18 protein-coding genes and 2 tRNA genes are annotated in these 21,755 nt (G+C 60.1%); 9 read left to right on the top strand and 11 right to left on the bottom strand.

From position 1 onward, the window contains the following. Positions 1 to 227 precede the first annotated feature (227 nt). Positions 228 to 1,175: a GGDEF domain-containing protein gene (locus WCA85_RS30540; protein WP_424068654.1), complete on the top strand. Its 948-nt coding sequence runs from the start codon at positions 228 to 230 to the stop codon at positions 1,173 to 1,175. Next, positions 1,085 to 1,300 (top strand): GGDEF domain-containing protein, encoded by a 216-nt coding sequence (locus WCA85_RS30535; RefSeq protein ID WP_424068652.1) that lies wholly within the window; start codon positions 1,085 to 1,087, stop codon positions 1,298 to 1,300. The genes WCA85_RS30540 and WCA85_RS30535 overlap by 91 nt, the downstream gene beginning before the upstream one ends. 369 nt (positions 1,301 to 1,669) lie before the next feature. Here the strand turns inward: WCA85_RS30535 and WCA85_RS30530 are convergent, their stop codons facing one another. The 3 genes from WCA85_RS30530 to WCA85_RS30520 all read right to left on the bottom strand — a co-directional run bounded on the left by WCA85_RS30530 (position 1,670) and on the right by WCA85_RS30520 (position 7,054). After that, positions 1,670 to 2,545 carry a lipid A biosynthesis lauroyl acyltransferase gene (locus WCA85_RS30530; RefSeq protein WP_424068650.1) on the bottom strand — a complete coding sequence of 292 codons (876 nt, stop codon included), beginning with the start codon at positions 2,543 to 2,545 and terminating at the stop codon, positions 1,670 to 1,672. Between the two features lie 281 nt (positions 2,546 to 2,826). Next, a complete protein-coding gene (locus tag WCA85_RS30525; RefSeq protein WP_424068648.1) occupies positions 2,827 to 4,305 on the bottom strand; it encodes an alpha-amylase family glycosyl hydrolase in 1,479 nt (492 codons plus the stop codon). 10 nt (positions 4,306 to 4,315) lie between these two features. Then, positions 4,316 to 7,054 (bottom strand): MGH1-like glycoside hydrolase domain-containing protein, encoded by a 2,739-nt coding sequence (locus WCA85_RS30520; RefSeq protein WP_424068645.1) that lies wholly within the window; start codon positions 7,052 to 7,054, stop codon positions 4,316 to 4,318. Positions 7,055 to 7,548: 494 nt separating this feature from the next. Here WCA85_RS30520 and WCA85_RS30515 point away from each other — a divergent pair, with 494 nt between their 5' ends. Next, positions 7,549 to 8,061 (top strand): VIT1/CCC1 transporter family protein, encoded by a 513-nt coding sequence (locus WCA85_RS30515; protein WP_424068643.1) that lies wholly within the window; start codon positions 7,549 to 7,551, stop codon positions 8,059 to 8,061. 129 nt (positions 8,062 to 8,190) lie between these two features. On the opposite strand, the gene WCA85_RS30510 is transcribed toward WCA85_RS30515, so the two are convergent. Continuing rightward, positions 8,191 to 8,868 (bottom strand): carbonic anhydrase, encoded by a 678-nt coding sequence (locus WCA85_RS30510; protein WP_424068641.1) that lies wholly within the window; start codon positions 8,866 to 8,868, stop codon positions 8,191 to 8,193. 1,033 nt (positions 8,869 to 9,901) lie between these two features. Here WCA85_RS30510 and WCA85_RS30505 point away from each other — a divergent pair. Further along, the gene (locus WCA85_RS30505; RefSeq protein WP_424068639.1) at positions 9,902 to 10,486 is read left to right on the top strand and encodes a DUF308 domain-containing protein; all 585 of its coding nucleotides are present in this window, start codon (positions 9,902 to 9,904) and stop codon (positions 10,484 to 10,486) included. On the opposite strand, the gene WCA85_RS30500 is transcribed toward WCA85_RS30505, so the two are convergent. The 3 genes from WCA85_RS30500 to WCA85_RS30490 all read right to left on the bottom strand — a co-directional run bounded on the left by WCA85_RS30500 (position 10,483) and on the right by WCA85_RS30490 (position 11,566). Then, entirely contained in the window at positions 10,483 to 11,019 is a 537-nt protein-coding gene (locus WCA85_RS30500) for a site-specific integrase (protein WP_424068637.1), read from the bottom strand. The genes WCA85_RS30505 and WCA85_RS30500 overlap by 4 nt on opposite strands. 143 nt (positions 11,020 to 11,162) lie before the next feature. Then, positions 11,163 to 11,249, bottom strand: a tRNA-Leu gene (locus WCA85_RS30495). A 230-nt stretch (positions 11,250 to 11,479) separates the two neighbouring features. Further along, positions 11,480 to 11,566: transfer RNA gene (locus WCA85_RS30490), tRNA-Leu, on the bottom strand. Between the two features lie 261 nt (positions 11,567 to 11,827). Between WCA85_RS30490 and rnr the strand changes: the two genes are divergently transcribed. From rnr to WCA85_RS30465, 5 genes are all read left to right on the top strand, one after another. After that, the gene (gene rnr, locus WCA85_RS30485) at positions 11,828 to 14,326 is read left to right on the top strand and encodes a ribonuclease R (RefSeq protein WP_424068635.1); all 2,499 of its coding nucleotides are present in this window, start codon (positions 11,828 to 11,830) and stop codon (positions 14,324 to 14,326) included. A gap of 159 nt (positions 14,327 to 14,485) precedes the next feature. After that, positions 14,486 to 15,229, top strand: a complete 744-nt coding sequence (gene rlmB / locus WCA85_RS30480) for a 23S rRNA (guanosine(2251)-2'-O)-methyltransferase RlmB (RefSeq protein ID WP_424068633.1) — start codon at positions 14,486 to 14,488, stop codon at positions 15,227 to 15,229. A 116-nt stretch (positions 15,230 to 15,345) separates the two neighbouring features. Continuing rightward, entirely contained in the window at positions 15,346 to 16,041 is a 696-nt protein-coding gene (rpiA, locus tag WCA85_RS30475) for a ribose-5-phosphate isomerase RpiA (RefSeq protein WP_424068631.1), read from the top strand. Between the two features lie 313 nt (positions 16,042 to 16,354). After that, positions 16,355 to 17,539 (top strand): glycosyltransferase family 4 protein, encoded by a 1,185-nt coding sequence (locus WCA85_RS30470; protein ID WP_424068629.1) that lies wholly within the window; start codon positions 16,355 to 16,357, stop codon positions 17,537 to 17,539. Positions 17,540 to 17,723: 184 nt separating this feature from the next. Continuing rightward, a complete protein-coding gene (locus tag WCA85_RS30465) occupies positions 17,724 to 18,146 on the top strand; it encodes a helix-turn-helix domain-containing protein (protein ID WP_424068627.1) in 423 nt (140 codons plus the stop codon). A 222-nt stretch (positions 18,147 to 18,368) separates the two neighbouring features. On the opposite strand, the gene WCA85_RS30460 is transcribed toward WCA85_RS30465, so the two are convergent. From WCA85_RS30460 to WCA85_RS30445, 4 genes are all read right to left on the bottom strand, one after another. Continuing rightward, positions 18,369 to 18,941 carry a UbiA family prenyltransferase gene (locus WCA85_RS30460; RefSeq protein ID WP_424068625.1) on the bottom strand — a complete coding sequence of 191 codons (573 nt, stop codon included), beginning with the start codon at positions 18,939 to 18,941 and terminating at the stop codon, positions 18,369 to 18,371. A gap of 25 nt (positions 18,942 to 18,966) precedes the next feature. Next, entirely contained in the window at positions 18,967 to 19,212 is a 246-nt protein-coding gene (locus WCA85_RS30455; protein WP_424068623.1) for a hypothetical protein, read from the bottom strand. Positions 19,213 to 19,483: 271 nt separating this feature from the next. Further along, positions 19,484 to 20,743 carry a glycosyltransferase family 4 protein gene (locus WCA85_RS30450; RefSeq protein ID WP_424068621.1) on the bottom strand — a complete coding sequence of 420 codons (1,260 nt, stop codon included), beginning with the start codon at positions 20,741 to 20,743 and terminating at the stop codon, positions 19,484 to 19,486. Between the two features lie 214 nt (positions 20,744 to 20,957). Continuing rightward, positions 20,958 to 21,755 (bottom strand): CpsD/CapB family tyrosine-protein kinase (locus WCA85_RS30445; protein ID WP_424068619.1); only part of this gene is annotated, 798 nt, incomplete at its 5' end.

The following is a 21,755-nucleotide window of genomic DNA, read 5'->3' as shown; positions in this document are numbered from 1 at the left end:
CGGATGCCCTTAAGGTTCTTCCCCAAATGGTCGATACACGGTTGCATGGTCGATACACGGTTGCAATTTGTAGTTTCCGGAGCCCCTGATCATCTGAACGCAATCCTGGGCAGCAGTTGACGCTGGGTTAGCAGTGCAGGTGACAGGTAAGACCGGACCGATGCCCCCACTTTATATTTGTCATATGCCAAATCAATCAGGCGCCGCACGGACACCAGGGTCAGGCCATGCGGTTTGTCCATAAAATCAGGTCGTTGGAGCGGGACATCACCTTTCATGATGCTTCCGAGAAGCGGCTGTTTTGGCGAAGCTCAGCTCTCGGCCTGCGCCATCTCGCCGTTCGGGTGCAGATTTTCGGAATTTTTGGCTGGATGTTGTCGAGGGTTTTCGCGAACCCCGGCACCACGTTTGACAGAACGTATACGGTCATTGCGTTGACTGGGATGCTGATCGGTACGGCAACGACGTATTTCGCGCGGCAAGTATGGGTCAATTCGATCGGCTGCTTCGTGTGTGCTGCGGCTGTAGCATTTGGCTTCCACAGCAATGCTAGCGGAACACTGAATCCTGACATCTGGATCATGCCAATGGGTATTTTGATTACGGTAGGCATGGCTCCGGTGTTCGCCGATTACTATAGTTACCTTGCGAGCGCGGTTGCGGTCTGGTTCATCATTTCTTATGGCAGAGTTGGTTTCATTACCAACTCCAGGGACTCGGGCTGGATAGTTCTTTTTGTTTTGTCGGGGATCGCTCTCGGGTTATTGCTCAGTTGCCTTTTCGTCCGGGAAAGGAAACGTACATTTCTGGTTCAAAGAGAGTTGATCAAGCTTGCGTTTAAAGACTCGCTGACAGGGATCGATAATCGTCGAAGCTTGATGGAGGCCATGCGGGATTACCATGCGCGCTCGGCGAATAATGATTTCTATTTGCTACTGATTGACATCGACGATTTTAAACGCATCAACGACACCTCGGGTCACGACGTTGGAGACGAGGTGCTGGTGGCCGTTGCCACTCTTATCGACCAGCACGCGCAGATGCATGCCCATGGACGCCTTTTGGAGGCGAAGAATTCGGCGTCGTGTTTTCAGGTGGAGAAGGCGCAGCGTGCGCTTTTGCGACGCATCTCTGCGATAGCGTTGCGAAGCTACGGATTTCGACTCACGTCGTAACCGTCAGCATTGGAATATCCAGATTTAACAAGACGCTAAGTCTCACTGAAATCTTCAAGGTCGCCGATCAAGGACTTTACGAAGCTAAGCGTCACGGAAAGAATCGCTACGTTCTGGTTTCCTGACGGGGTCTAACACGACGGTGGTTCACGCAGTGCGATCTTTGCGCGTGAGTGAACGGCTGAACCGATGGATAAGGCGGGCACTCGAGTCGACATGTCTAACGTCCGAATAGGTCGTTTGCGGAAGTTAGCGTGATGGTCGTGGAAGACTCCGGCCCGATGAGAGATTCCATCTTCTGCAACCGGCCACCTACGGACGTTGGCTCGCGCTTTCATGCAGACGTTCGAACGTCTGCTCCGTCCAGGCAATGGACTTTCGTACGCCCACGGTGTCCGTCGCCTCGGCGACCGGTGCGGCGGCCAGTTTCGGCCTCCTATGCCAGTTTCGATGGCCCGCAGGCAATATAAAAACGAGCCGGGCGCAGCGCACAATCAATATACCGCTGGCATGCCCTCTGGACGATGTTTGAAGCGTCGATGCACCCAGTAATACTGGGCAGGGAATTTCAGTATCTGGGTCTCGAGAAACGCATTCATGGTACGCGCATCATTTGTGTCGCTTCCCGATGGGAAATCGCTGAGCGGCGCAAAAACGCTCAACTTATACCCTTTGAAATCCGGCAGTACCTCTGTGACAAACGGCACAACGCGCGCCCGCCCGATTGTCGCAAGTCGCGAAACAGAAGTCAGCGTGCACGCAGGGACGCCAAAAAAGGGCACAAAGACAGAGTTTTCGATACCATGGTCCATATCCGCAGCAAGCATGACCGACTTGCCCTCGTGAAGGAGTCTCACGATCTTCCTGGCGCTTGTCGAACGCTCGATCATCTCTGCGCCGAATCGGCCGCGCTGCCGTCGGGCCAAATCGCAAAGGCGCGTGTTTGACATGTGCGTGTACAAGGAAGCGGCAGGCATCTTCAGTGAGTAAAGCAGGCATCCGATCTCGATACCCACGAAATGAAACCCCATAAAGATCGTGGGCGGGGCATTCCTGTCTTCGAGATCAATCGCGCTTTCGACCTGGACGAGCTTTCTGATCCTTTCTGCGCTACCAAACCATTGAACGCCTCGTTCGAGATAGCTGCGAACCACATGCCGGAAGTGTTCCCTCGCAAGCTCATCGTACTCACGTTCCGACTTTTCCGGGAAGCAGAGGTGCAGGTTGACAAGGACTATATGTTTGCGGCGGCTGGGAAGCGCATATAGGGCCGAGCCGATCGCGCTGCCAAGCCTTGCGACCAATTGGTACGGAAGTATCGAGAGAGTGCGCACCAAAGCTACGACGAGCAGATGACCAAATTGTTCCACGAGAGGTTCCTGTGTGGCCGTCGGCCCGTATCAGGCGAGTGTCCGGCGACAATCGCTTCTGCCGCCGCGCGGCAATCTTAGTTGAAGCCAGACAGGCGGACCAACAATCCGAAGTCGACCTTGCGTGAGCGGATGACCGAATTGCCTTGGAAGCCGTCGTCATGCTAGCACGGTCGCGTATGACTGCAGAGGGTCGCCTTCCGCCGAACGCCGACAGGCCGAAAACGCCGGGCCGCAACGCGCATTCGCAGCGGTCTTGTGCGTTGCCCTTGACTCGGCCCTCACGACGCAGTCATTTCGAAGACGTGATAGCTCCACGCCGGCAGGTCCAGGTAAAGACCGCGCGAAACGAGCTCGTTTCCGTCGCGATCGAAGCAGGGCGGCCCCATCATGTCCGCGAGCCGCACCGTGCGGCCGGCGAGGTCGGCAAACGCGATTCTCACGTAGCATTGGCTCCGGTTGCCGGCGTAGTTAACGACAACGAGTCGCCGTTCACCGTCATCACACTGCCAGGACCACGCAATGAAGGATTCCGAGGTCCAGTTGCCTTCCCACGCCGCCTCTCGTTCAAGCAGGGTCCACGTGCCGTCTCGAAAGACCGGCTGGCGCAACACCGCTATCAGGTTCTCATAAAAGCCGTGCATCCTTTCGTCGACTGGCTCTTGTGGCGCCCGGACGAGGTGCGGTGAAATGCGTTTCCTGCGACCCTCGAACTGCCCCTGCTGAAAGAAGCGCACGCCAGGTGAGAGATAGGTAATGATGGCCGCGGCCTCGTGCCTATCGGCATCGAACGTCGCCGCGGTCCGGGGTTCGTCGTGGTTTTCAAGGAAGCGGGCCAGCTTGTCCTGGTAGTCGAGCCCGGCGCGCAGATGCTCGCGCACCGGCGGTGCGTGCGCATCGCGCAAGCGGTCGTAGAGCTGCTTGTCGTAGACATAGTCGAAGCCCTGCTGCTGCATCGTCCATTCCAGGTCCCAATACACTTCTGCCATGAACCGGAAATGTGGATGCTCGCGCCGCACGGCCTCGGTTGCCTTCGGCCAGAAGGGCTCCGCCCGGATGCCCCAGGTGCGTTCGAACACGTCGGGCAACGCCAGCATGGCCATGTCGCAGCGCACGCCGGCGCATTGCCCGGCAATGCGCTCCAGTTCGCCGATCATCGCCTGCTGCAAGGCCGGGTTGCCGTAGTCGAGCTGCAGCGTATCGGGCCAGCCGTCGAAGCCGGGGTCCCGGCCGTAGGCGAACACCTGCGGTCCGTTCCTCGTCTGCACCCGGCAGTAGTTGCGCGGCGAGCGAGCGAGGTCCGCCTCGCTGCCGTGGACAAAGTAATCCGGATGCTCGTCGACCCAGTCGTGATCCGGCGCCATGTGATTCGGCACGAAGTCGAGCATCAACTTCAGTCCGCGTTCCTGTAGCCGCCGCCTCAACCGGACGAGCGCCGCCGGACCTCCCAGATCTCGATGGACCGTGTAGCTCTGGATGGCGTACCCGGAGCCGGCGATGTCGTCGTTCGTAAGATCCGGCAGCGTATCGGCGAACTCGCGGCCCCATTCGGCATGCGCACGCGAGATCGCCTGCGCGGCCGGGCCGGTCTGCCAGACGCTCAGCAGCCAGACCCAGTCGAAGCCTCTCCCGGCGATTTGAGCCAGCTCGGCGTCGGGAATGTCGTCGAGCGTTGCGCGCCGGCCGAGCGTGCTGGACAACTCGGTCAGCCAGACGCGCGTGTTGATCTGGTAGAGCATCGGGTAGCGGACGTCGGCCATTTTCCTTTCCTCACTTCTCGCCTGCTTCTTCGCCTCCCACCTGTTCCCTGACGACCCGTGCTATCACGCGCCCTCGGTCGGTTTCCAGGACTGTGTTCGCGTCTACACGCCCGAACAGGTCAAGGAGCGGGGCGACGAGGCCCGTCCAGCCCGTCTGGTGACTGGCCCCGAGACCCGCGCCATTGTCACCATGGAAGTACTCGTAAAAGAGGATCAGGTCGCGCCAGTGAGGATCGTTCTGGAACTTGTCCGTTCCGCCATAGACCGGCCGCTTGCCGTCGGCATCGCGCAGGAATGTACCGGTCAGTCGGCGGACGAGCTCCTGTGAGACTTCGAAGAGCGTCATCCGTTGCCCGGACCCGGTCGGGCATTCCACCTTGAAATCGTCGCCGAAAAAGCTGTACAGATTCACCAGCGCGCGGACGATCAGCAAGTTGATCGGCATCCACACCGGACCGCGCCAGTTGGAATTGCCGCCGAACATGCCGGTATTCGATTCGGCCGGCAGGTACTGCACCTTGTACTCCTGTGAGCCGACCTGAATCACATACGGATGGTCCAGGTGATAGCGGGAGAGCGAACGGATGCCGTGCGGCCCCAGGAACTCGTTCTCGTCGAGCATGTAGCCGAGCACCCGTTCGAGCTTGCGCTTGTTCAGGATCGACAGAAGCCTGCGCTCCTTGTAGCCGATAAAGCCCGCGTCAGTCGGGGCAACGTGCGCGATCAACTCGGGGTAGCGCTTTCGAAACTGCGCGATTAATTCCGCAAGTTTCGGATAGCGCGTAACGGACTGCGCTTCGAACACGGTCGTCGCACACAGCGGCAACAGCCCCACCAGCGACCTGATCTTCAGACGCGTCGTCCGGCCGTCAGGGAGGCGCAGCAGATCATAGAAAAAGCCGTCCTGCTCGTCCCACATCTCGTCCTCATGTTCGCCGCGCCGGTCCATCGCATAGGCGATCCACATGAAATGCTGGACGAACTTGAAAGCGACTTCCTCGTACATCGAGTCGTGCTCGGTCAGATTGATCGCCATCTCGAGCATGGTCTGGCAGTAGAACGCCATCCACGCCGTCCCGTCCGCCTGCTCGAGCGATCCGCCGGTCGGGAGCTGCGCGCTGCGATCGAACACGCCTATGTTGTCGAGACCCAGAAAGCCGCCGGCGAAAACGTTGCGACCTGAAGGGTCCTTGCGATTCACCCACCAGTTGAAATTGAGCATCAAGCCCTGAAACGCGCGTTCCAGGAAACGCGGGTCGGCCCGTCCCAGTTCTTTTTCGTACTTGTACAGCCAGAGCGTGGCGGCGGCATGCACCGGCGGATTGACGTCGCTGAAGTTCCACTCGTAGGCTGGAATCTGGCCGCTCGGATGGACGTACAGGCTGCGCAGCATCAGCAGCAGTTGCTCCTTGGCGAAATCGAAGTCGACGAGCGCCAGCGTGATCGTGTGGAAGGCCAGGTCCCAGGCCGCATACCACGGATACTCCCACTTGTCCGGCATGGAGATCACGTCAGCGTTCAGCATGTGGAACCACTCGGTATTGCGCACATCGCCCCGAGCGGCGTCGAGCAGCGGATGACTTCCGTGCTCGCGCAGCCAGTGTTCGAGGTCGAAGTAGTAGTACTGCTTGCCCCAGAGCATTCCAGCCAACGCCTGGCGGTGCACCCGGCGCTGATCTTCTGTCAGCGAATTGGGCGCAATGCGCTCGTAGAACTCGTTAGCATCGGCGAGGCGGCAATTGAACGTCTCATCGAAGCCGCCGAATGCGTCGTCCAGTCTCGATGCCGCCAGGCGCAAGCGGACGATCGCGCTGCCTCCGGCGGGTATGTCGCACATGTAATGGGCCGCGGCCTTGGTCCCCGTCCTGGCGGGATTTACGGCGTCGCGCTGCCCCGAGATGACGTAGGCGTGGAACGCATCCTTCACATAGGGTGACGCGTTCGGCTGATTCCATAGATGCTGCGCATTGCTCTCATTTTCGGTGAAGAGTGTTTCCGGCGCGCCTTCGCAATGGAGCCAGTACTCGCCGAGATCGTGATGCGTGGCGCGAATGGCGCCGGGACCTTCCTCGTGCAGCGAGGGCTTACGATCGTCCTCGCCCCACGACCATGTATTGCGGAACCATAGCGTCGGCAGGACCCGCAGTCGCGCTGCTTCCGGTCCGCGGTTGTGAATGGAAATGCGCACGAGGATGTCTTCAGGAGCCGCCTTCGCGTATTCCACGAACACATCGAAATAGCGGTCATCGCTGAAGACGCCTGTGTCGAGCAATTCGTACTCCATTTCCCCTCGCGATCTTTGCCGATTAGTCTCGACCAGATCGCGGTACGGGTACTCACGCTGCGGATACTTGTAGAGGTACTTCATGTACGAGTGCGTCGGCGTGCTGTCGAGGTAGAAGTAATACTCCTTCACGTCCTCGCCATGATTGCCCTCACTGTTGGTGAGGCCGAAGAGACGCTCCTTCAATATTGCGTCGTGTTCGTTCCAGAGTGCCAGCGCGAAGCACAGCCGCTGTTGGTCGTCGCACACCCCGCCCAGGCCGTCCTCACCCCACTTGTAGGCGCGTGAGCGCGAATGGTCATGAGTGAAGTAGTTCCAGGCGTCGCCGTTATCGCTGTAGTCTTCTCGCACCGTTCCCCACTGCCGCTCGCTGAGGTAGGGCCCCCACTTCTTCCACGGCACTTGCGCCTCACGAGAGTCGTTGAGGCGTTTTTGCTCCGCTACGTCGATGATTACAGGGCACATGCTTCTCCTCCGTTACGGCTGAATGAACTCGACTCGACCGGGCGCACGAGGGCGCAACTCGAGCATCGACGGTACATCGGCATGGGTGGCGTTCTGCGCGTTCGTCTCTTTAAGGCTTCGCAGCGTGTTGGCGGTATGTCTGGATCGACTTCGAAGTACGATGATGCCGTCAGGCCATTTTGCATTTGTTGTTGACAATCCCGTGCTTCGACACATACGGCGAATCGCGAGATTTCGCGGAATTCCCTTCCCAATGTAGGCGCCAGCACGAAACCATATTCAATGATTCGTCCGATTGCGACGAAACTGCGAGCCGCCGGCTTGATGTAATCAGGCAAGAACACCAAGGAGCGCCACTTATAATGTCAAACTACCGTGAACCCTTGCTTGACCCGATTGACAGAGTGTGCGAGGTCGTCTTTGGTGTGCTGATGGCACTCTCGTTCACGGGCGCTCTCAGCATTGCGACTGCTGGCCACCAGGAAGTCCGGACGATGGTGCTCACCGCGCTCGGCTGCAACCTCGCCTGGGGGCTCGTGGATTCCGTCATGTACCTTATACGCACGGCAACCGAGCGACGCAGGAAAAATACACTGCTTGCGCGGCTTCGGACGACACATGATGCGTCTGAAACGCACCGTTTGATTACAGATGCGCTCCCGCCACTTTTCGCAGCCATCGTCCAGCCCGCGGCGCTTGACGCATTGCACCAGGGGCTGCTGACTGTACGCGAGCCGACGGTCCGACTTGGCGGGAGAGACTATGCCGCTGCATTCGGCGTCTTCGCTCTCGTCGTCCTGGCGACTTTCCCGGTCGTAATTCCATTCATCTTCATTTCGAAAATAGTACTGGCATTGCGCGTCTCCAACGTACTGGCAATTGTCACGCTGTTCGTCGGCGGTTTTGCACTCGGCCGCCACACTGGCGGAAGGCCGTGGGTGACCGGTCTTGCAATGTCCGCAATTGGCGTCGTGCTGCTTGCGATCATCATTGCTCTTGGGGGCTGATTCCGGTCCTTGCGAACGGACCTACCCCCTTGCTCAAGCCTGCTCAGGTGCACCTCCGGCTACAGATCTCAAGACGACCAACAGGCGCCGCTAGCATATGTTAGTCGCGATGGAAGCCTCACGCCCGTTTCACCGCGCTCGTGCGGCTAGGCGCGCAATGATCCGATCAGCCATCGCGCGGTCTATGACTTCGAATGAGCGACTCGCACGCAAATAGCCATACATTTCGCCAGTCGCGATGTCGAACCACCAGCCGCTCAATACCAGCGCGCCGGCAGTGACCTGCTGGCGGACGATCGGGTAAGTCATTAGATGCTCAAGCTGCACGAGTACATTGAGTTGCGACAGCTGGTTGTGTGGTTTCAGCCTGTCGTCGAGCGGGCCTTCCTGTTCGAGGCGAAACGCCGCGTTGTTGGCGTGACACAGCCATTTATCGAGGTTCGGCGTTTTTACCTTCGGGTCGCGCTCGTACACGGCTTTCATCGCGCCGCATTCAGAATGCCCGCACACGACGATATTCGCGACTTTCAGCACCAGCACAGCGTACTCGATTGCGCTTGCCTCCGACAGGTCGCCTATAGACGCCCCTTCCGCGGTCGCCGGCGGTACCAGGTTGCCAACGTTGCGCATCGTGAACAGATCGCCTGGATGGGTAGAGGCGAGCAGGTCAGGTACAACCCGGCTGTCCGAGCACGTGATGAAGAGCGCATCAGGCGCTTGCGAGAGCGCCAGTTTGCTGAACTGCTTCGCGTATTGCGGCAGCATTTTCTCGCGGAATTCGACGATGCCCATTATGAGTTTGCGCATGGCTTGCCTCCGAAATGGCTAGTTGTTCGCCGTCGAGTCCACCGAACTTCCAAGCCATTGCGAGTCGGGGATGCGGGCCAGCGCCGCTGGAACCTCCAAAGCGTCCTGCTCTTGCCGTGATGCACGACCCCACCGGCGCAAGGTCCGCAGCGTCGCTTCTGTCAACCCCTGCGGCGTCGGAGGGCCAGTACTGCCTGATCACGCGAGTCGAGGCCGGATGCCACCGAACTCGGCTCCCTCGATAAACCGAATACGCCGTTCATAGGCCGAGTTCCGCTGGCGCTGACCAGGCTGCGGACACGTGAACCCTCCCGATACACTATGATCCTTGGACCACAGGCCGGACAATGAGACCTTGGTCCAATATTGGCAGGGACGTCGAGTTTTTAGGATGGCGCGTCGACTTACGGCCTATTCTCGACGGCTCGTGGAGACCGCATCAGATCCGAAAGACAGACTGAGACTGTTCTGGAATGAGCATTGCCGAGGACCAATTTGTCATTCGGCTCACGGGGGTCGAAGGGCGGTTGAGGGTCGAACTCAGTCGATCGTCTCCTCGGATGCGGACGTCACCCGGACTCGCTACGGTGGCCGCGACTCAAGCAGCGGCGAGGAGGCTTACCGCGATATTTGATCGTCATGACCGGCCTAACCACCAGCCAGGCTGTCTGTAATTTGGGGCGGTCGATTTCCGCGTTTATGGTCCGCAATTCTCTTGCGAGTGCTTCGGGCGCTTAAATGCAGAGCGGATCCTCGTAATAATCCGCCACATCAGTATCTTCCTCGAGATTGGAGCCGCGCCAGGACCAGCTATCTGCTGGTGCGCTCGTCCCCGATGACCAGCAGCGCCAATCTGTCAGAACGCATCGGTCATTTGACCGATGTTGGCAATGCAAGCCGAATGCCATTATCTCCACCGCTGCAGACTTTTTCTCGCGATGACGCTCGTGCAGTTCTGCCGACAACTCATCGAAGCAAGAGCTTGGCGCGTCGCATCAGGCGTCACGCCAGGCAAAAATTTAAAGGATTTTCGATGGCTACGCATCTTTCGGATACGGCTCGTCTTCAGGATGAGCGGTGGCTCAGATACTATTACTTCACCCGTGCCGCGTTCTCTGTCGTCTGGGTCGCGCTTGCGTTCATCATCGGACAGCACGTCACGGCGATCGGCGCCGCACTGCTGATCGTCTATCCGGTATGGGATGCGCTGGCTAATTACGTCGACATGTCGCGTAGCGGTGGGATGCAGAAGAATTTCACTCAGGGTTTCAATGTCTTCGCGAGCGCGGCAATAGCGATTGCTGTGATTGTCGTGTTGCACGTCCACGCAAGGGCGGTGCTCGATGTATTCGGAGTCTGGGCTGTTATGTCCGGCCTGCTGCAACTCGCCACGGCCGTCCGCCGCAGGAAGCGCTTTGGTGCGCAATGGGCAATGATTCTGAGCGGAGGCCAGTCAGCGCTGGCGGGTGTGCTTTTCATCGCGCAGGCCCATGCAGCGGTGCCTGCCCCGATCGTCAAGGTGGCCGGCTACGCGGGTGTCGGGGCGATCTATTTCCTTGTCTCTGCGTTGTGGCTGTCTGCCGGCCAATTGCGGCGCAAGTTTGCATCGACGCCTTAAAGAACTGGATAGACTCGCCGGGCGGCTCGATGGAGTGAATGACCGGTATGCTCTGGAACGTCGTCAAACGGTGTTCTATCGTAGGCCTTTTGCACATCGCCACGCTTGGCGTGCGCCGGTTGCGCTTCCAGTACATCAATATCCATACCGAGTCGTTCTCGTCCGACCGTACGAAGCATGCCCCTGAAACCGTGGGCCGCGTGTTTTCCTTGCAATCCCATTTCCCGTAATGCTTTGCTCAATGCATCGCGATGTAAATGGGGCGTCTTTTGGCGGGCAGGGGAAGGAAAGACGTAGCGCCCCTTGCCGGTAAGTGATTGCAACTCGTTCAGGACGGCGATCGCCTGCGTTGGCAGTGGCACGATGTGATCGTGTCGTATTTTCATCCGGCCGGCTGCGACATGCCATTCAGCTGTCTTGAGGTTCACCTCGTCCCACGGCGCTGCGGCAACCACGCCAAGGCGAAGGCCGCGCTCGCGCGGTTTGGCGACACGAAACATCACTTCGGGCTTCGGTTCGGCGTGTTTGGGCATGGGTTGGCACCTCGATTCCGTGTATACGCAAAAATCGTCGATGCCACCGGTACATGACAGCAGTCCGCAGAAACAAAAAACCCCGTAAGACGTTGATCTTACGGGGTTTCTCGAATTTCTTCGGCGTACGCCGGAACAACTGATGGTGCCCAGGAGAGGACTCGAACCTCCACGGTGTTGCCACCGCTAGGACCTGAACCTAGTGCGTCTACCAATTCCGCCACCTGGGCACGTTTTCAAGCTAGACCCTTATTTTAACGGGATGATGCAGCGTGTCAATGGGTCTTGAGCAATCGCTTCATTCAACCGTTCGGCCCTCAAATATCGAACTCTGTTGAACTCCGTTCGATACTGATTGGCCTTCCTGCCAGCACCCGCAAATCATCCGATAATCGCCAAATGAACCGCAGGCCTTCACCCAAAAAGTAAAGCCGCTCGGAAGCGGCTTTACTTTTGAATCTGGTGCCCAAGAGAGGACTCGAACCTCCACAGTGTTGCCACCGCTAGGACCTGAACCTAGTGCGTCTACCAATTTCGCCACCTGGGCAGGTGTCTGTACAACAGAGACCGCTATTATAGCGACAGATTCGAGTCTGTCAAGCATTTCGGGAAAGCCGCGAAAGCCGCGCCGATTGCGCCCCTTTGCAACTATTGACACGCGCTGTGGCACGCAATACGGGTGTTAGAATGCCTCGCAGTAGTTCGTTGGCACGGTGCACAAGCCCGTCGGACTCAGCCTTGAACGAGCCAGACCCGAGCAGTCAATCGCAGGTGCAACAGAGCCGCTTCACAACGCCGACCGACGTCCATGCAACGAGAAAAAATCATCGATAAGCCCTTGAGCAAATACCCGTATCCGATCCCAAGCCGCGAAGAGATTCTCGGCGTGCTCCGCACGAGTGAAGCGCCGCTTGCAGCGAACGACATCGCCGAAGCATTGTCGATCAAGCGCCAGGAGCGCGAAGGATTTTTCAAGCGTCTCGCGGCCATGGAGCGTGACGGTCAGATCCGGCTTGATCAGCGCAATCTCTACCAGCTCACGCACCCCTCCAATTTTGTGGGTGGACGTGTGCAGGGCCATCGCGACGGCTACGGTTTTCTCGTGCGCGACGACGGTCAGGACGACCTGTTCCTGCCCACCGGCGAAATGCAAAAGGTCATGCATAACGACCGCGTGCTCGCGCGCATCGTGGGTTACGACCGGCGCGGCCGCCCCGAAGGGCATATCGTCGAAGTCACCGACCGCGCCAACAAGCGCGTGATCGGGCGCCTGCTCAACGAGAACGGCGCGCTGATCGTCGCACCGGAAGACAAGCGCATTGGCCACGACCTTCTGATCACGCAGAACACCAAGAAGGCCAAGGTGGGTCAGGTAGTGGTGGTCGAGTTGACGGATTTTCCGAGCCGTCACTCGCAGCCGCTCGGCCGCGTGGTCGAGGTGCTGGGTGATATCGACGATCCCGGCATGGAGATCGAAATCGCGGTACGCAAGTACGGCGTGCCGCATGAGTTCAGCCAGGCCGCGCTCGATGACGCCGCGCGTCTGCCGGACGAAGTGCGTCCCAATGACATCCGTCATCGCATCGACCTGCGCGACGTGCCGCTCGTCACCATTGACGGCGAAGACGCGCGCGACTTCGACGATGCGGTCTACTGTGAGCCGGTGGCGGTGGGCAAAGGCGAGGGCTTCCGCCTGATCGTCGCGATTGCGGATGTGTCGCACTACGTCCATCCGAACAGTGGCCTCGATGTGGATGCGATCGAGCGCAGCACGTCGGTGTACTTCCCGCGCCGCGTGATCCCGATGTTGCCGGAGAAGCTGTCCAACGGTCTGTGCTCGCTCAACCCGCACGTCGATCGCTGCGTGCTGGTGTGCGACATGGTGATCACCGCACGTGGTGAGATCAAGGCCTATCAGTTCTATCCGGGCGTGATGCATTCATCTGCACGCCTTACCTATACTGAAGTCGCCGCGGTTCTGAAGAACACCAAGGGTCCGGAAGCGGCGCGGCGCGCTGCATTGCTGCCACAACTGCAAAATCTCTATGGCGTGTACAAGTCACTGTTTGCCGCGCGGCAAAAGCGCGGGGCAATCGACTTCGATACCACTGAGACTTACATCGTCTGCAATGCGCAGGGCAAGATCGAGCAGATCATTCCGCGCACCCGCAACGACGCGCACAAGCTGATCGAAGAGTGCATGCTGGCGGCTAACGTCTGCGCGGCCGACTTCATGAAGCGCAACAAGCATCCTGGCCTGTACCGCGTGCACGCGGGCCCGACAGCCGAGAAGCTGGAGAATCTGCGCACCTTCCTGCGCGGCATGGGCCTCACGCTGGGCGGCGGCGACACGCCGCACGCAAGCGACTACGCGGCGCTCATGGCGCACATTCGCGACCGGCCCGACGCCCAGATGCTGCAGACCATGCTGCTGCGCTCAATGCAGCAGGCGGTCTATAGCCCGGACAATATCGGCCACTTCGGTCTCGCGTATGAGGCGTATGCGCACTTCACCAGCCCGATTCGCCGCTATCCCGATCTGCTGACGCACCGCGCGATCTACGCAGTCCTGCAAGGCCGCAAATACACGCCAGAAGCTCCGCATGGGGTTGACCTGAACACGGCGCTGTCGCCGCGCGCCCGCGCGATGCAGCAGGCCGATGACGAGAAGCGCAGCCGCAACCGTTCGAACACGGCGATCTGGGAAGAGCTCGGCCTGCACTGCTCGGCGAACGAGCGCCGCGCGGACGAAGCCTCGCGTGACGTCGAAGCCTGGCTCAAGTGCTACTTCATGCGCGACAAGCTCGGCGAAGAGTATGGCGGCATGGTGAGCGGGGTGACCTCGTTCGGCATTTTCGTGCAGCTCGATGCGTTGTTTATCGAAGGCCTCGTGCATGTGACCGAACTTGGCTCCGACTACTTCCAGTACGACGAGATCAAGAACGAACTGCGCGGCGAACGCACGGGCATTCGCTACCGTCTCTCGGACCGGGTGCGTGTGCAGGTGAGCCGGGTGGATCTGGATGCGCGCAAGATCGATTTCCGGCTGGTGCGCGATACGCCGATCAAGTCTCCGGGCTCCCGCGCCGCGCTTGCCGACAAGGCGGTTACGGAAACCGGCGGCGCCCGGGTGCGGGCACTTGCACCGGCAGAAGGGACGTCGGGTGCGCGTCGCAAGAAAGCGGCTCCGGCGCCCACGCTGGCGGTCAAGGAAGCCCGCGCGGCACGTGGCGCGGCGCGCAAGCATGGCGGCGCTTCGGCGAAATCCGCTGCTTCGCCCAAGGCGCAGACACGCAAGAAGCGCTAGCGCTCGCCGAAGTCGCGCGAAAGAGGTTCGCCGCGCGTAATCTGGCACCTGAGCCGGCACAGGTTCAGGTGCCGGATTGCGCGCGGTCTGCATTTCGCTTGTATTCATTCCAGTAGCGCATCCCGCACCCGGGGCGCTCAATCAAAGGTTGTTTCAGTCATGTCACGTCTCAAGGTTCTATACGGTTTCCACGCAGTGACCGCCCGTCTGCGGCACGACGCGTCGACGGTCGAAGAGATTTACTACGACGCCACGCGCAAAGACCGTCGTATGACGGAGTTTCTGCATGCGGCGAAGGAAGCGGGCGCGCGTCTGATCGCGGCCGACGAAACGCGTCTGTGGGGGCTCGCGCATACGGAGCGTCACCAGGGCGTGGTAGCGCGTGCTGGTGACCTGCCGCTCGCGCAGAATCTGGCGGAACTGCTTGACGGGATCAACAGTGCGCCGCTGATCCTCGTGCTCGATGGCGTGACGGACCCGCACAACCTGGGCGCGTGTTTGCGGGTAGCTGACGCGGCCGGCGCACATGCGGTAATTGCGCCGCGTGATCGCGCGGTGGGTTTGAATGCGACCGCGGCGAAAGTCGCAAGCGGGGCCGCGGATACGGTGCCTTACATTACGGTAACGAACCTGGCGCGCGCGCTGCGTGAACTGAAGGACGCTGGCGTGTGGGTCGTGGGTACGGCGGGCGAAGCCTCCGCGAGCCTTTACGAGACCAAGCTCGATGGTCCGGTGGCGCTCGTGATGGGTGCCGAAGGCGAGGGCATGCGCCGCCTGACGCGCGATACCTGCGATGTGGTGATGCAGATTCCGATGGCAGGCAGCGTCGAGAGCCTGAACGTGTCGGTGGCGAGCGGAGTTTGCCTGTTTGAAGCAGTGCGGCAGCGTTCGGTCAAGGCCTAAAGCCTCTTGTCAGGCGGGGCTTGCGCCAGTCGACACGCCCCTTACTTGCCGGTTTGCGCCAGGCGGCGCATGCTAGTCCGGTAAACTGATATTTTTTCCGCTTCCCTGCAATCGCCATGACTCAAGACGAACTCAAACAACTGGTCGGCCAGGCTGCCGCCGACTACGTGAACGCGAACGTGCCCGAAGGCACCGTGATCGGCGTCGGCACCGGTTCGACCGCGAACTGTTTCATCGACGCGCTCGTCGCGACGAAACAGCGTTACCGTGGCGCCGTGTCCAGCTCGCTTGCCACAACCGCCCGCCTGCAGTCGCACGGCTTCAAGGTGCTGGATTTGAGCGAAATCGAATCGTTGCCGGTCTATGTGGACGGCGCCGACGAGATCGACCACAGCGGCGCGATGATCAAGGGCGGCGGCGGGGCGCTCACGCGCGAGAAGATCGTGGCCTCGGTGTCGGACGTGTTCGTGTGCATCGCTGATGGGACCAAGCGCGTCGATGTGCTCGGCCAGTTTCCGCTGCCCATCGAAGTCGTGCCGATGGCGCGCACTGCAATCGGTCGGCGCGTGACCGGGCTGGGCGGCATCCCGATGGTACGCGTCACCAAGGACGGCGCGCCGTTCATTACTGACAACGGCAATGAGATCATCGATGTCAAAGGCCTGAAGATCAGCGATCCGCGCGCGCTTGAAGCGCAGATCAATGCGTGGCCGGGTGTTGTCACGGTTGGCCTGTTCGCACAGCGCCATGCGAATCTGTGTCTGCTCGGCACCGATACGGGCGTTGAGACGGTTCAATACAAGAACGCTTAGGCGTTGATTCGCCAGCGGCATCGCGCGCCGCCCGAGTGCCGCGCGATGCCGTAGCTTTACCTCCAGACAGCGCGGTGCTGTCCGCCATCTTCTTCGACATTTCCCCTGCAGGCGCTACGGCGCCTGGCTTCTTCATCCGGCCGCAGCGCCATCCCCGAACAACGAAATTAACGCGTTAAGCGCGCCCTAAGCGGCCGCCTAAATTGTTCGTGCACTGTCATGCGTGGAGTGTGGTCATACGCACGCACGCCATTTGATGCTCCCCTTACACTGCCTGCATGGCGGTGGGCCGCCCTCTACAGGTGTCGACATCATGAAAGTGGCGATTGTGCACGATTGGCTCGTCGCACCAGGCGGGGCTGAGAAAGTTCTGGAGCAGATTATCCAGTGCTTTCCGGATGCCGATCTGTTCAGTCTCGTCGATTTCCTCGAGGACCGTTCGCCAGTGTGCGGCAAGGACGTGACGACCTCGTTTATTCAGCATCTGCCGCTCGCGCGTCGTCGCTATCGCGCGTATTTGCCGCTGATGCCGCTGGCGATTGAACAGTTCGATCTGGCGAGCTATGACCTCGTGATTACGAGTTCCTATGCGGTCGCCAAGGGCGTGCTGGTCGGTCCGGATCAAACGCATGTCAGCTACGTGCACTCGCCGATGCGATACGCGTGGGACCTGCAGCATCAATATTTGCGTGAAGCGCGCCTCACGCGCGGGCCGCGTTCGTGGGCCGCGAGAGCGCTACTGCATTACTTGCGGGGTTGGGATGCGAGGTCTGCCAATGGAGTGGATCGGCTGATCGCCAATTCGCATTTTGTTGCCCGTCGCGTGATGAAGACCTATCGGCGCGAAGCTGCGGTGATTCCGCCGCCGGTCGATGTCCACAAGTTCGATGTAGTTACGCAGAAGGACGACTTCTATCTGACGGCGTCGCGTCTGGTGCCGTATAAGCGCATCGATCTGATTGTCGAGGCGTTTACGGCAACACCGCACCGGACGCTGGTGGTGATCGGCGACGGTCCGGAAATGGCGGCCATTCGCAGCAAGGCCGGCCCCAATGTGACGATTCTTGGGTATCAGGCATTCGCCACGCTTAAGGATTACATGCAGCGCGCCAAGGCATTCGTTTTCGCTGCGGAAGAAGACTTCGGCATTGTCGCGATCGAAGCTCAGGCGTGCGGCACACCCGTGATTGCATACGGCAAGGGCGGTGCGCTGGAAACCGTCGTGCCGCTCGGCGAAGCGCGGCCCACTGGCGTGTATTTCGCACGCCAAACGGTTACGGCATTGCTCGACGCAGTTGAAAATTTCGAGCGGCAAAAAGCGGCGATTACACCCGCAGCGTGCCGCGCGAATGCAGAGCGTTTCTCTGCAGCGACATTCAGGCACTCGTTCATGATCGAGGTGACGCGGACCATCGCGGCGGCGGGGCCGCGGCCGCGTATCGAACGCGTCAAAGCCGATGCCGATCTCGCATGGCCCGGCGATGCAGTCCCTCGCTAAGGCCTCAATGCATTAAGGCAGGTTGCTGGGTTGTGCATGCTGTGTCGTGTTTGTAGTGAGCGTGGGGGGCGATGCGAGGTAGCGGGCAGCATCGGCTGAGGAGTCGATCTCGGCGGCTTGCTGTGCGTTGCGCGCATCACATTACACCATTGATAATACTTTCGACCAGGGAAAATAGAAGCACATGAACGCTGATCGTCTCTCGGGGCATTTCCCCGACATCGTTGAAGCCTGGACAACATTGCAACAAAAGGTCTTTCTCAAGCCCATCCGTGATGAGAAGGATTACCAGGCAATGCAACTCCTCGCGAAGGACCTGTCAGACTATCTCGGTGGCGAAGAAGAGAATCCGCTCGCCGATTTGTTAGAGGTGGTTTCCACCCTGATTCAGGTATGGGAAGCGCGGAACGTCAGCATTCCTAAAGCGGAGCCGCGTGAGGTGCTGCGCCATCTGCTGGAGACGCATGGTCTCAAGCAAAAGGATCTCGCGGGTATCGCTTCGCCGACAGTCGTTAGCGACATTCTCGCCGGACGCCGGGCAATCAGCAAGAATGTGGCCAAGGGTCTGGCCGCGCGATTCCATGCGGATGTGAGCGTCTTTCTTTAAGTCTTGGACGCTTCGGGCCGCTGAAAGCGGTCGCCCGTTTCCCATTGCCTGGTGTTACCGAGCCGCGCCGAAGCATCGGTGGCGGCTGTTCGTTTTTGCATGGCGCTCGCGCCAGTTCGGCGGTTCGGTGCCGAAGGGCGCTCAAGGGTATTCAGTGGTGCCCAGCGCAGACTCAGATCGCGAGCAGCATGCAGATACCGCACAGAGCGATGACACCGACACTCACGCGATCCTTGAAGGGAACACGATCGGATCGTCGTGCATCTTGCTGAGTGCGAACGAGTAGGCGAGTGTGGCCGCAAAATAGGCCGCCAGCACGGCGCCGAATTTCCATGGCAGCGATACCGCGAGTCCCACTGCACCGGCGAGCAGCAATACGGTAAGGACTACGCCGAACGACAACGGCAATCTGCCTGATGCGAACGGCCGGTTACGCTTGCGGGTATGCCGGCGGTCGGCATCCAGATCGAGCATGTCATTCAACAGATAGAGCACCAGCGGTATCAGGCGGCGCTTTTGCTCAAAGAGAACAATTGCCGCGTTGACCTTGCGGGTAGCCGCGGCGATGCGCTTGTCGCCGACCACAGTCGCGCGGCGTGCCTGGCGCCATACCGGTACGTCGGCCATGGCGTCGCCACAGTAGTCAAAGCCCCCGTCGCCGAATTGATCGACGAGCGCCTTGGCTTTGCTGCTGCCGAGCAGATTGCGCTCCTCTGTGCTGGCGAGCACACCGGTAAAGAGTCCAAAATGTGCCGCGATCTGCGTGGCAAGCCGGTGATTGGTCGCCGTGCACAAATAGAGCTGCCGTCCGCTCGAATGTTCATCGCGCAGATAGTTGAGCAGCTCGGTGTTGTAAGGGGGGCACCCCGACGTCGATAGTCACGCGCCGGGCAATCTGTTCTTTCAGGTAGGCGCGTCCACGCAGCAGCCTGCCAATGCACAAAAAGACCGCGCAGGGGTTCTGCTTGAAGAGCACAAAGAACGCTTCGAAAAGCAGATCGGTTCGGGTTAGCGTGCCGTCAAGATCAACGCACAACGGGATCGATGGGCCTGCCGGGGTTGCCATGATCAGTCTCCGCGCCGGGGAAGAGGGTACTGTGCCGGCAGCAAGATTGCGGACGTATGGGGATGGGTCAGACAGATCGAGTACCTGAGCCCGGTTGAATGTTAGGTCTCGCGAGACGAATAATCTGTGCGGCAACGTACGACGCTCTCATGCGGGCCGAAAAGCTTGTCGGCGGCACGTCGTGATGTAACCAACGGGCAGTTCCATTTCGAGTGCCGCGCCTGCAAGCGGTGAACCTTCCGAACTATTAAGTGTGTTGCCCGCCGTAGTCTCAACTTTTTGCAACGGCGATCACTTGCGTCAATTGCTGCAGATATCGATCGAGCGTGAAATGCTCACGCACGTCCTCGCTTGCCTGATCAGTCAGGCGTTGCGCAAGTTCGGGCTCCGCCCGCAAGGTCTCGATGGCTTCTACATAGCCCGCTACGTCGCCGGGTTTCACGAGCCAGCCGTTCTCGCGATGCCGGACGATTTCGAGGACGCCACCCGCCGCGGCCGCTACGATCGGCCGGCCGGCGGCCATGCCTTCGATCACCACTCGCCCGAACGGCTCCGCTTCGGTCGAGGTATGCAAGATCAGATTCATTGCCTTCATCCATGCCGGCATGTCGTCACGAAGGCCGGCGAAATGCACGCGGTCCGCGACGCCGAGTTGCTTAGCCTGATCCCGTAGTTGCAGCGCGTAGGCATCCTCTCCAAAGAGTGCTGCGCCCACCAGAACGAGGTGAACATCCGGCAAGTGAGTCATGGCCTCAATGGCGATGTGCTGGCCCTTCCACGGCGCGAGACGTCCGAACAGGCCTGCCAGACATGCCGTCTCCGGCAGGCCGAGGCGACGCCGCAGCGCGACCAGGTCAGTCGCATCGACCGCAGCAAATGTGGATGCATCAACGCCGTTGTGCACCACCGGTACCGCCTGGGCGGGCAGGCCTGTCAACGCAATCAGCGCATCGGCGCTGGCTCGCGAGTTCGCCACCAGGCGATCCGCGGCATATTTCGCAAGCCACCGCACGATGCGAAGTTGCATGCGGCCGAAATGCTCGCCCGTCATGACATCGTGCACATGCCAGATGACGGGGCGACGATGAAGCGGCTTGCCGAGCGCGCCGAGCACGAAGGCCTTCTGCGTGTTCAGATACAACACGTCGAACTGTCTTGCCTGCGCGGCGATTGCGCGGATCTGGCCGAGGATTCCCGGTATAGCCCGCAACCAGCCAAGCCGTAGCGCCTGTTTGCTGATCGCTGCGACGCGGGTGTTACTGGAGACTCGAACACGAACGCCAAGTGCTTCGAGACGGGCACGAAAAGGCCCCTCCGCCAGTAACAGCACTTCGCTGCGTGCAGCACACAATCCAGCGAGAGGCAGCAAGCACAACTCGGCGCCTCCAGGCTGCCCGCTCTGGTCGACAAACAGCACGGTAGGCGTTCTGCTTGTGGTAATGGCAGCGGCATCGGACGCATCCGCCGGGAATCCCTGGAGCGCGGTCGTCTCAACGGATGGAAAGGCTTGGGTCAGTTCGGGTGAATTCATCAGCTTGGATCTCGGCGAGCGAAGAGAGCAACGCCGTCAGCGGAAGCTGTGCGGCTAACGCTCATTATTCGCGTCCGTTTGCCAAGTCTGTGTGGGGCCGCGTACGTAATCCATGCAAGCCTCGCGGCTGCTGCAATGGGGCGGCTTTACTGCGCGATACGCGAGTTCGAGATGCCTCGAACTCGCGTATCCATGCCCTGCATTGTGTGATGTTCTAGTTCCGGTTGATGTCCTTCGCCGAGTCTCCGGCGGAGTAGGTGTACGCATACGCATAGTCGTACGTGCCGTAACGTCCGCCGCTCTTTAACGGCACGGCGTTCATCACACCGCCGATCACCCGCGCCCGAGCCCGGCGCAGCTTCTTAAGGGACTCACTGATGTTGCGCTCGGTGTGTGCGCCTGCGTGCATGACCAGCACCGTGGAGCCGGCGAAGTTCGCGATGATCGCGGCATCCGCTGCCGCGAGTAGCGGCGGCGTGTCCACGATCACAATATCGAACTGTTGCTCGAAACAGGTGAGCACTTCGTTAAAGCGCGTCGAAGCCAGAATCTCAGAGGGGTTCGGCGGATAAGCACCGGCGGCGATGAAGTGCAGACCTTCGACGCCTGTCGCGCGCGCTGCGACATCGAGATCGACCTGACCGGTAAGCAGTTCGGTGAGTCCACCCTTGGGCGAGCGTCCAAGATACTGGGCCAGACGTCCGCGTCGCAAGTCGGCGTCGATCAGCAGCACACGCTTGCCGGTCTCCGCGAGCAGCGCAGCGAGATTCGCGCACAGGAAGCTCTTGCCGTCGGCAGGCGCAGGGCTCGTGAAGGCAATGATGCGATTGGGCGCGTTGATGAGGCCGAACTGCAGCGTCGCGCGCAGGCCGCGCAGGCCCTCGACGGAGACATCGAACGGATGGGTTTTGACGAGCAGGGGCCGGACGTGCGGATGAGTCGAGGGCATGATCGTCTGTGTGCCCAGCGGCACCGCAGCTGGCATCGCAGTTGGCGCCGGTGCGGGCGCGGC

The organism is Paraburkholderia sp. (genome assembly GCF_049581445.1).
Classification (GTDB): domain Bacteria; phylum Pseudomonadota; class Gammaproteobacteria; order Burkholderiales; family Burkholderiaceae; genus Paraburkholderia.
Note: the sequence above shows the minus strand (reverse complement) of the source record. Positions and strands in the feature narration are given on the sequence as shown.

Coding starts and splice junctions, on each gene's coding strand:
- WCA85_RS30525 (WP_424068648.1), bottom strand. CDS start 4,305: ATGGCCGACGTCCGCTACCCGATGCTCTACCAGATCAACACGCGCGTC.
- WCA85_RS30515 (WP_424068643.1), top strand. CDS start 7,549: ATGGTGCTCACCGCGCTCGGCTGCAACCTCGCCTGGGGGCTCGTGGAT.
- WCA85_RS30500 (WP_424068637.1), bottom strand. CDS start 11,019: ATGCCCAAACACGCCGAACCGAAGCCCGAAGTGATGTTTCGTGTCGCC.
- WCA85_RS30510 (WP_424068641.1), bottom strand. CDS start 8,868: ATGCGCAAACTCATAATGGGCATCGTCGAATTCCGCGAGAAAATGCTG.
- WCA85_RS30465 (WP_424068627.1), top strand. CDS start 17,724: ATGAACGCTGATCGTCTCTCGGGGCATTTCCCCGACATCGTTGAAGCC.
- WCA85_RS30455 (WP_424068623.1), bottom strand. CDS start 19,212: ATGGCAACCCCGGCAGGCCCATCGATCCCGTTGTGCGTTGATCTTGAC.
- WCA85_RS30505 (WP_424068639.1), top strand. CDS start 9,902: ATGGCTACGCATCTTTCGGATACGGCTCGTCTTCAGGATGAGCGGTGG.
- WCA85_RS30450 (WP_424068621.1), bottom strand. CDS start 20,743: ATGAATTCACCCGAACTGACCCAAGCCTTTCCATCCGTTGAGACGACC.
- rnr (WP_424068635.1), top strand. CDS start 11,828: ATGCAACGAGAAAAAATCATCGATAAGCCCTTGAGCAAATACCCGTAT.
- rpiA (WP_424068631.1), top strand. CDS start 15,346: ATGACTCAAGACGAACTCAAACAACTGGTCGGCCAGGCTGCCGCCGAC.
- WCA85_RS30540 (WP_424068654.1), top strand. CDS start 228: ATGCGGTTTGTCCATAAAATCAGGTCGTTGGAGCGGGACATCACCTTT.
- rlmB (WP_424068633.1), top strand. CDS start 14,486: ATGTCACGTCTCAAGGTTCTATACGGTTTCCACGCAGTGACCGCCCGT.
- WCA85_RS30470 (WP_424068629.1), top strand. CDS start 16,355: ATGAAAGTGGCGATTGTGCACGATTGGCTCGTCGCACCAGGCGGGGCT.
- WCA85_RS30520 (WP_424068645.1), bottom strand. CDS start 7,054: ATGTGCCCTGTAATCATCGACGTAGCGGAGCAAAAACGCCTCAACGAC.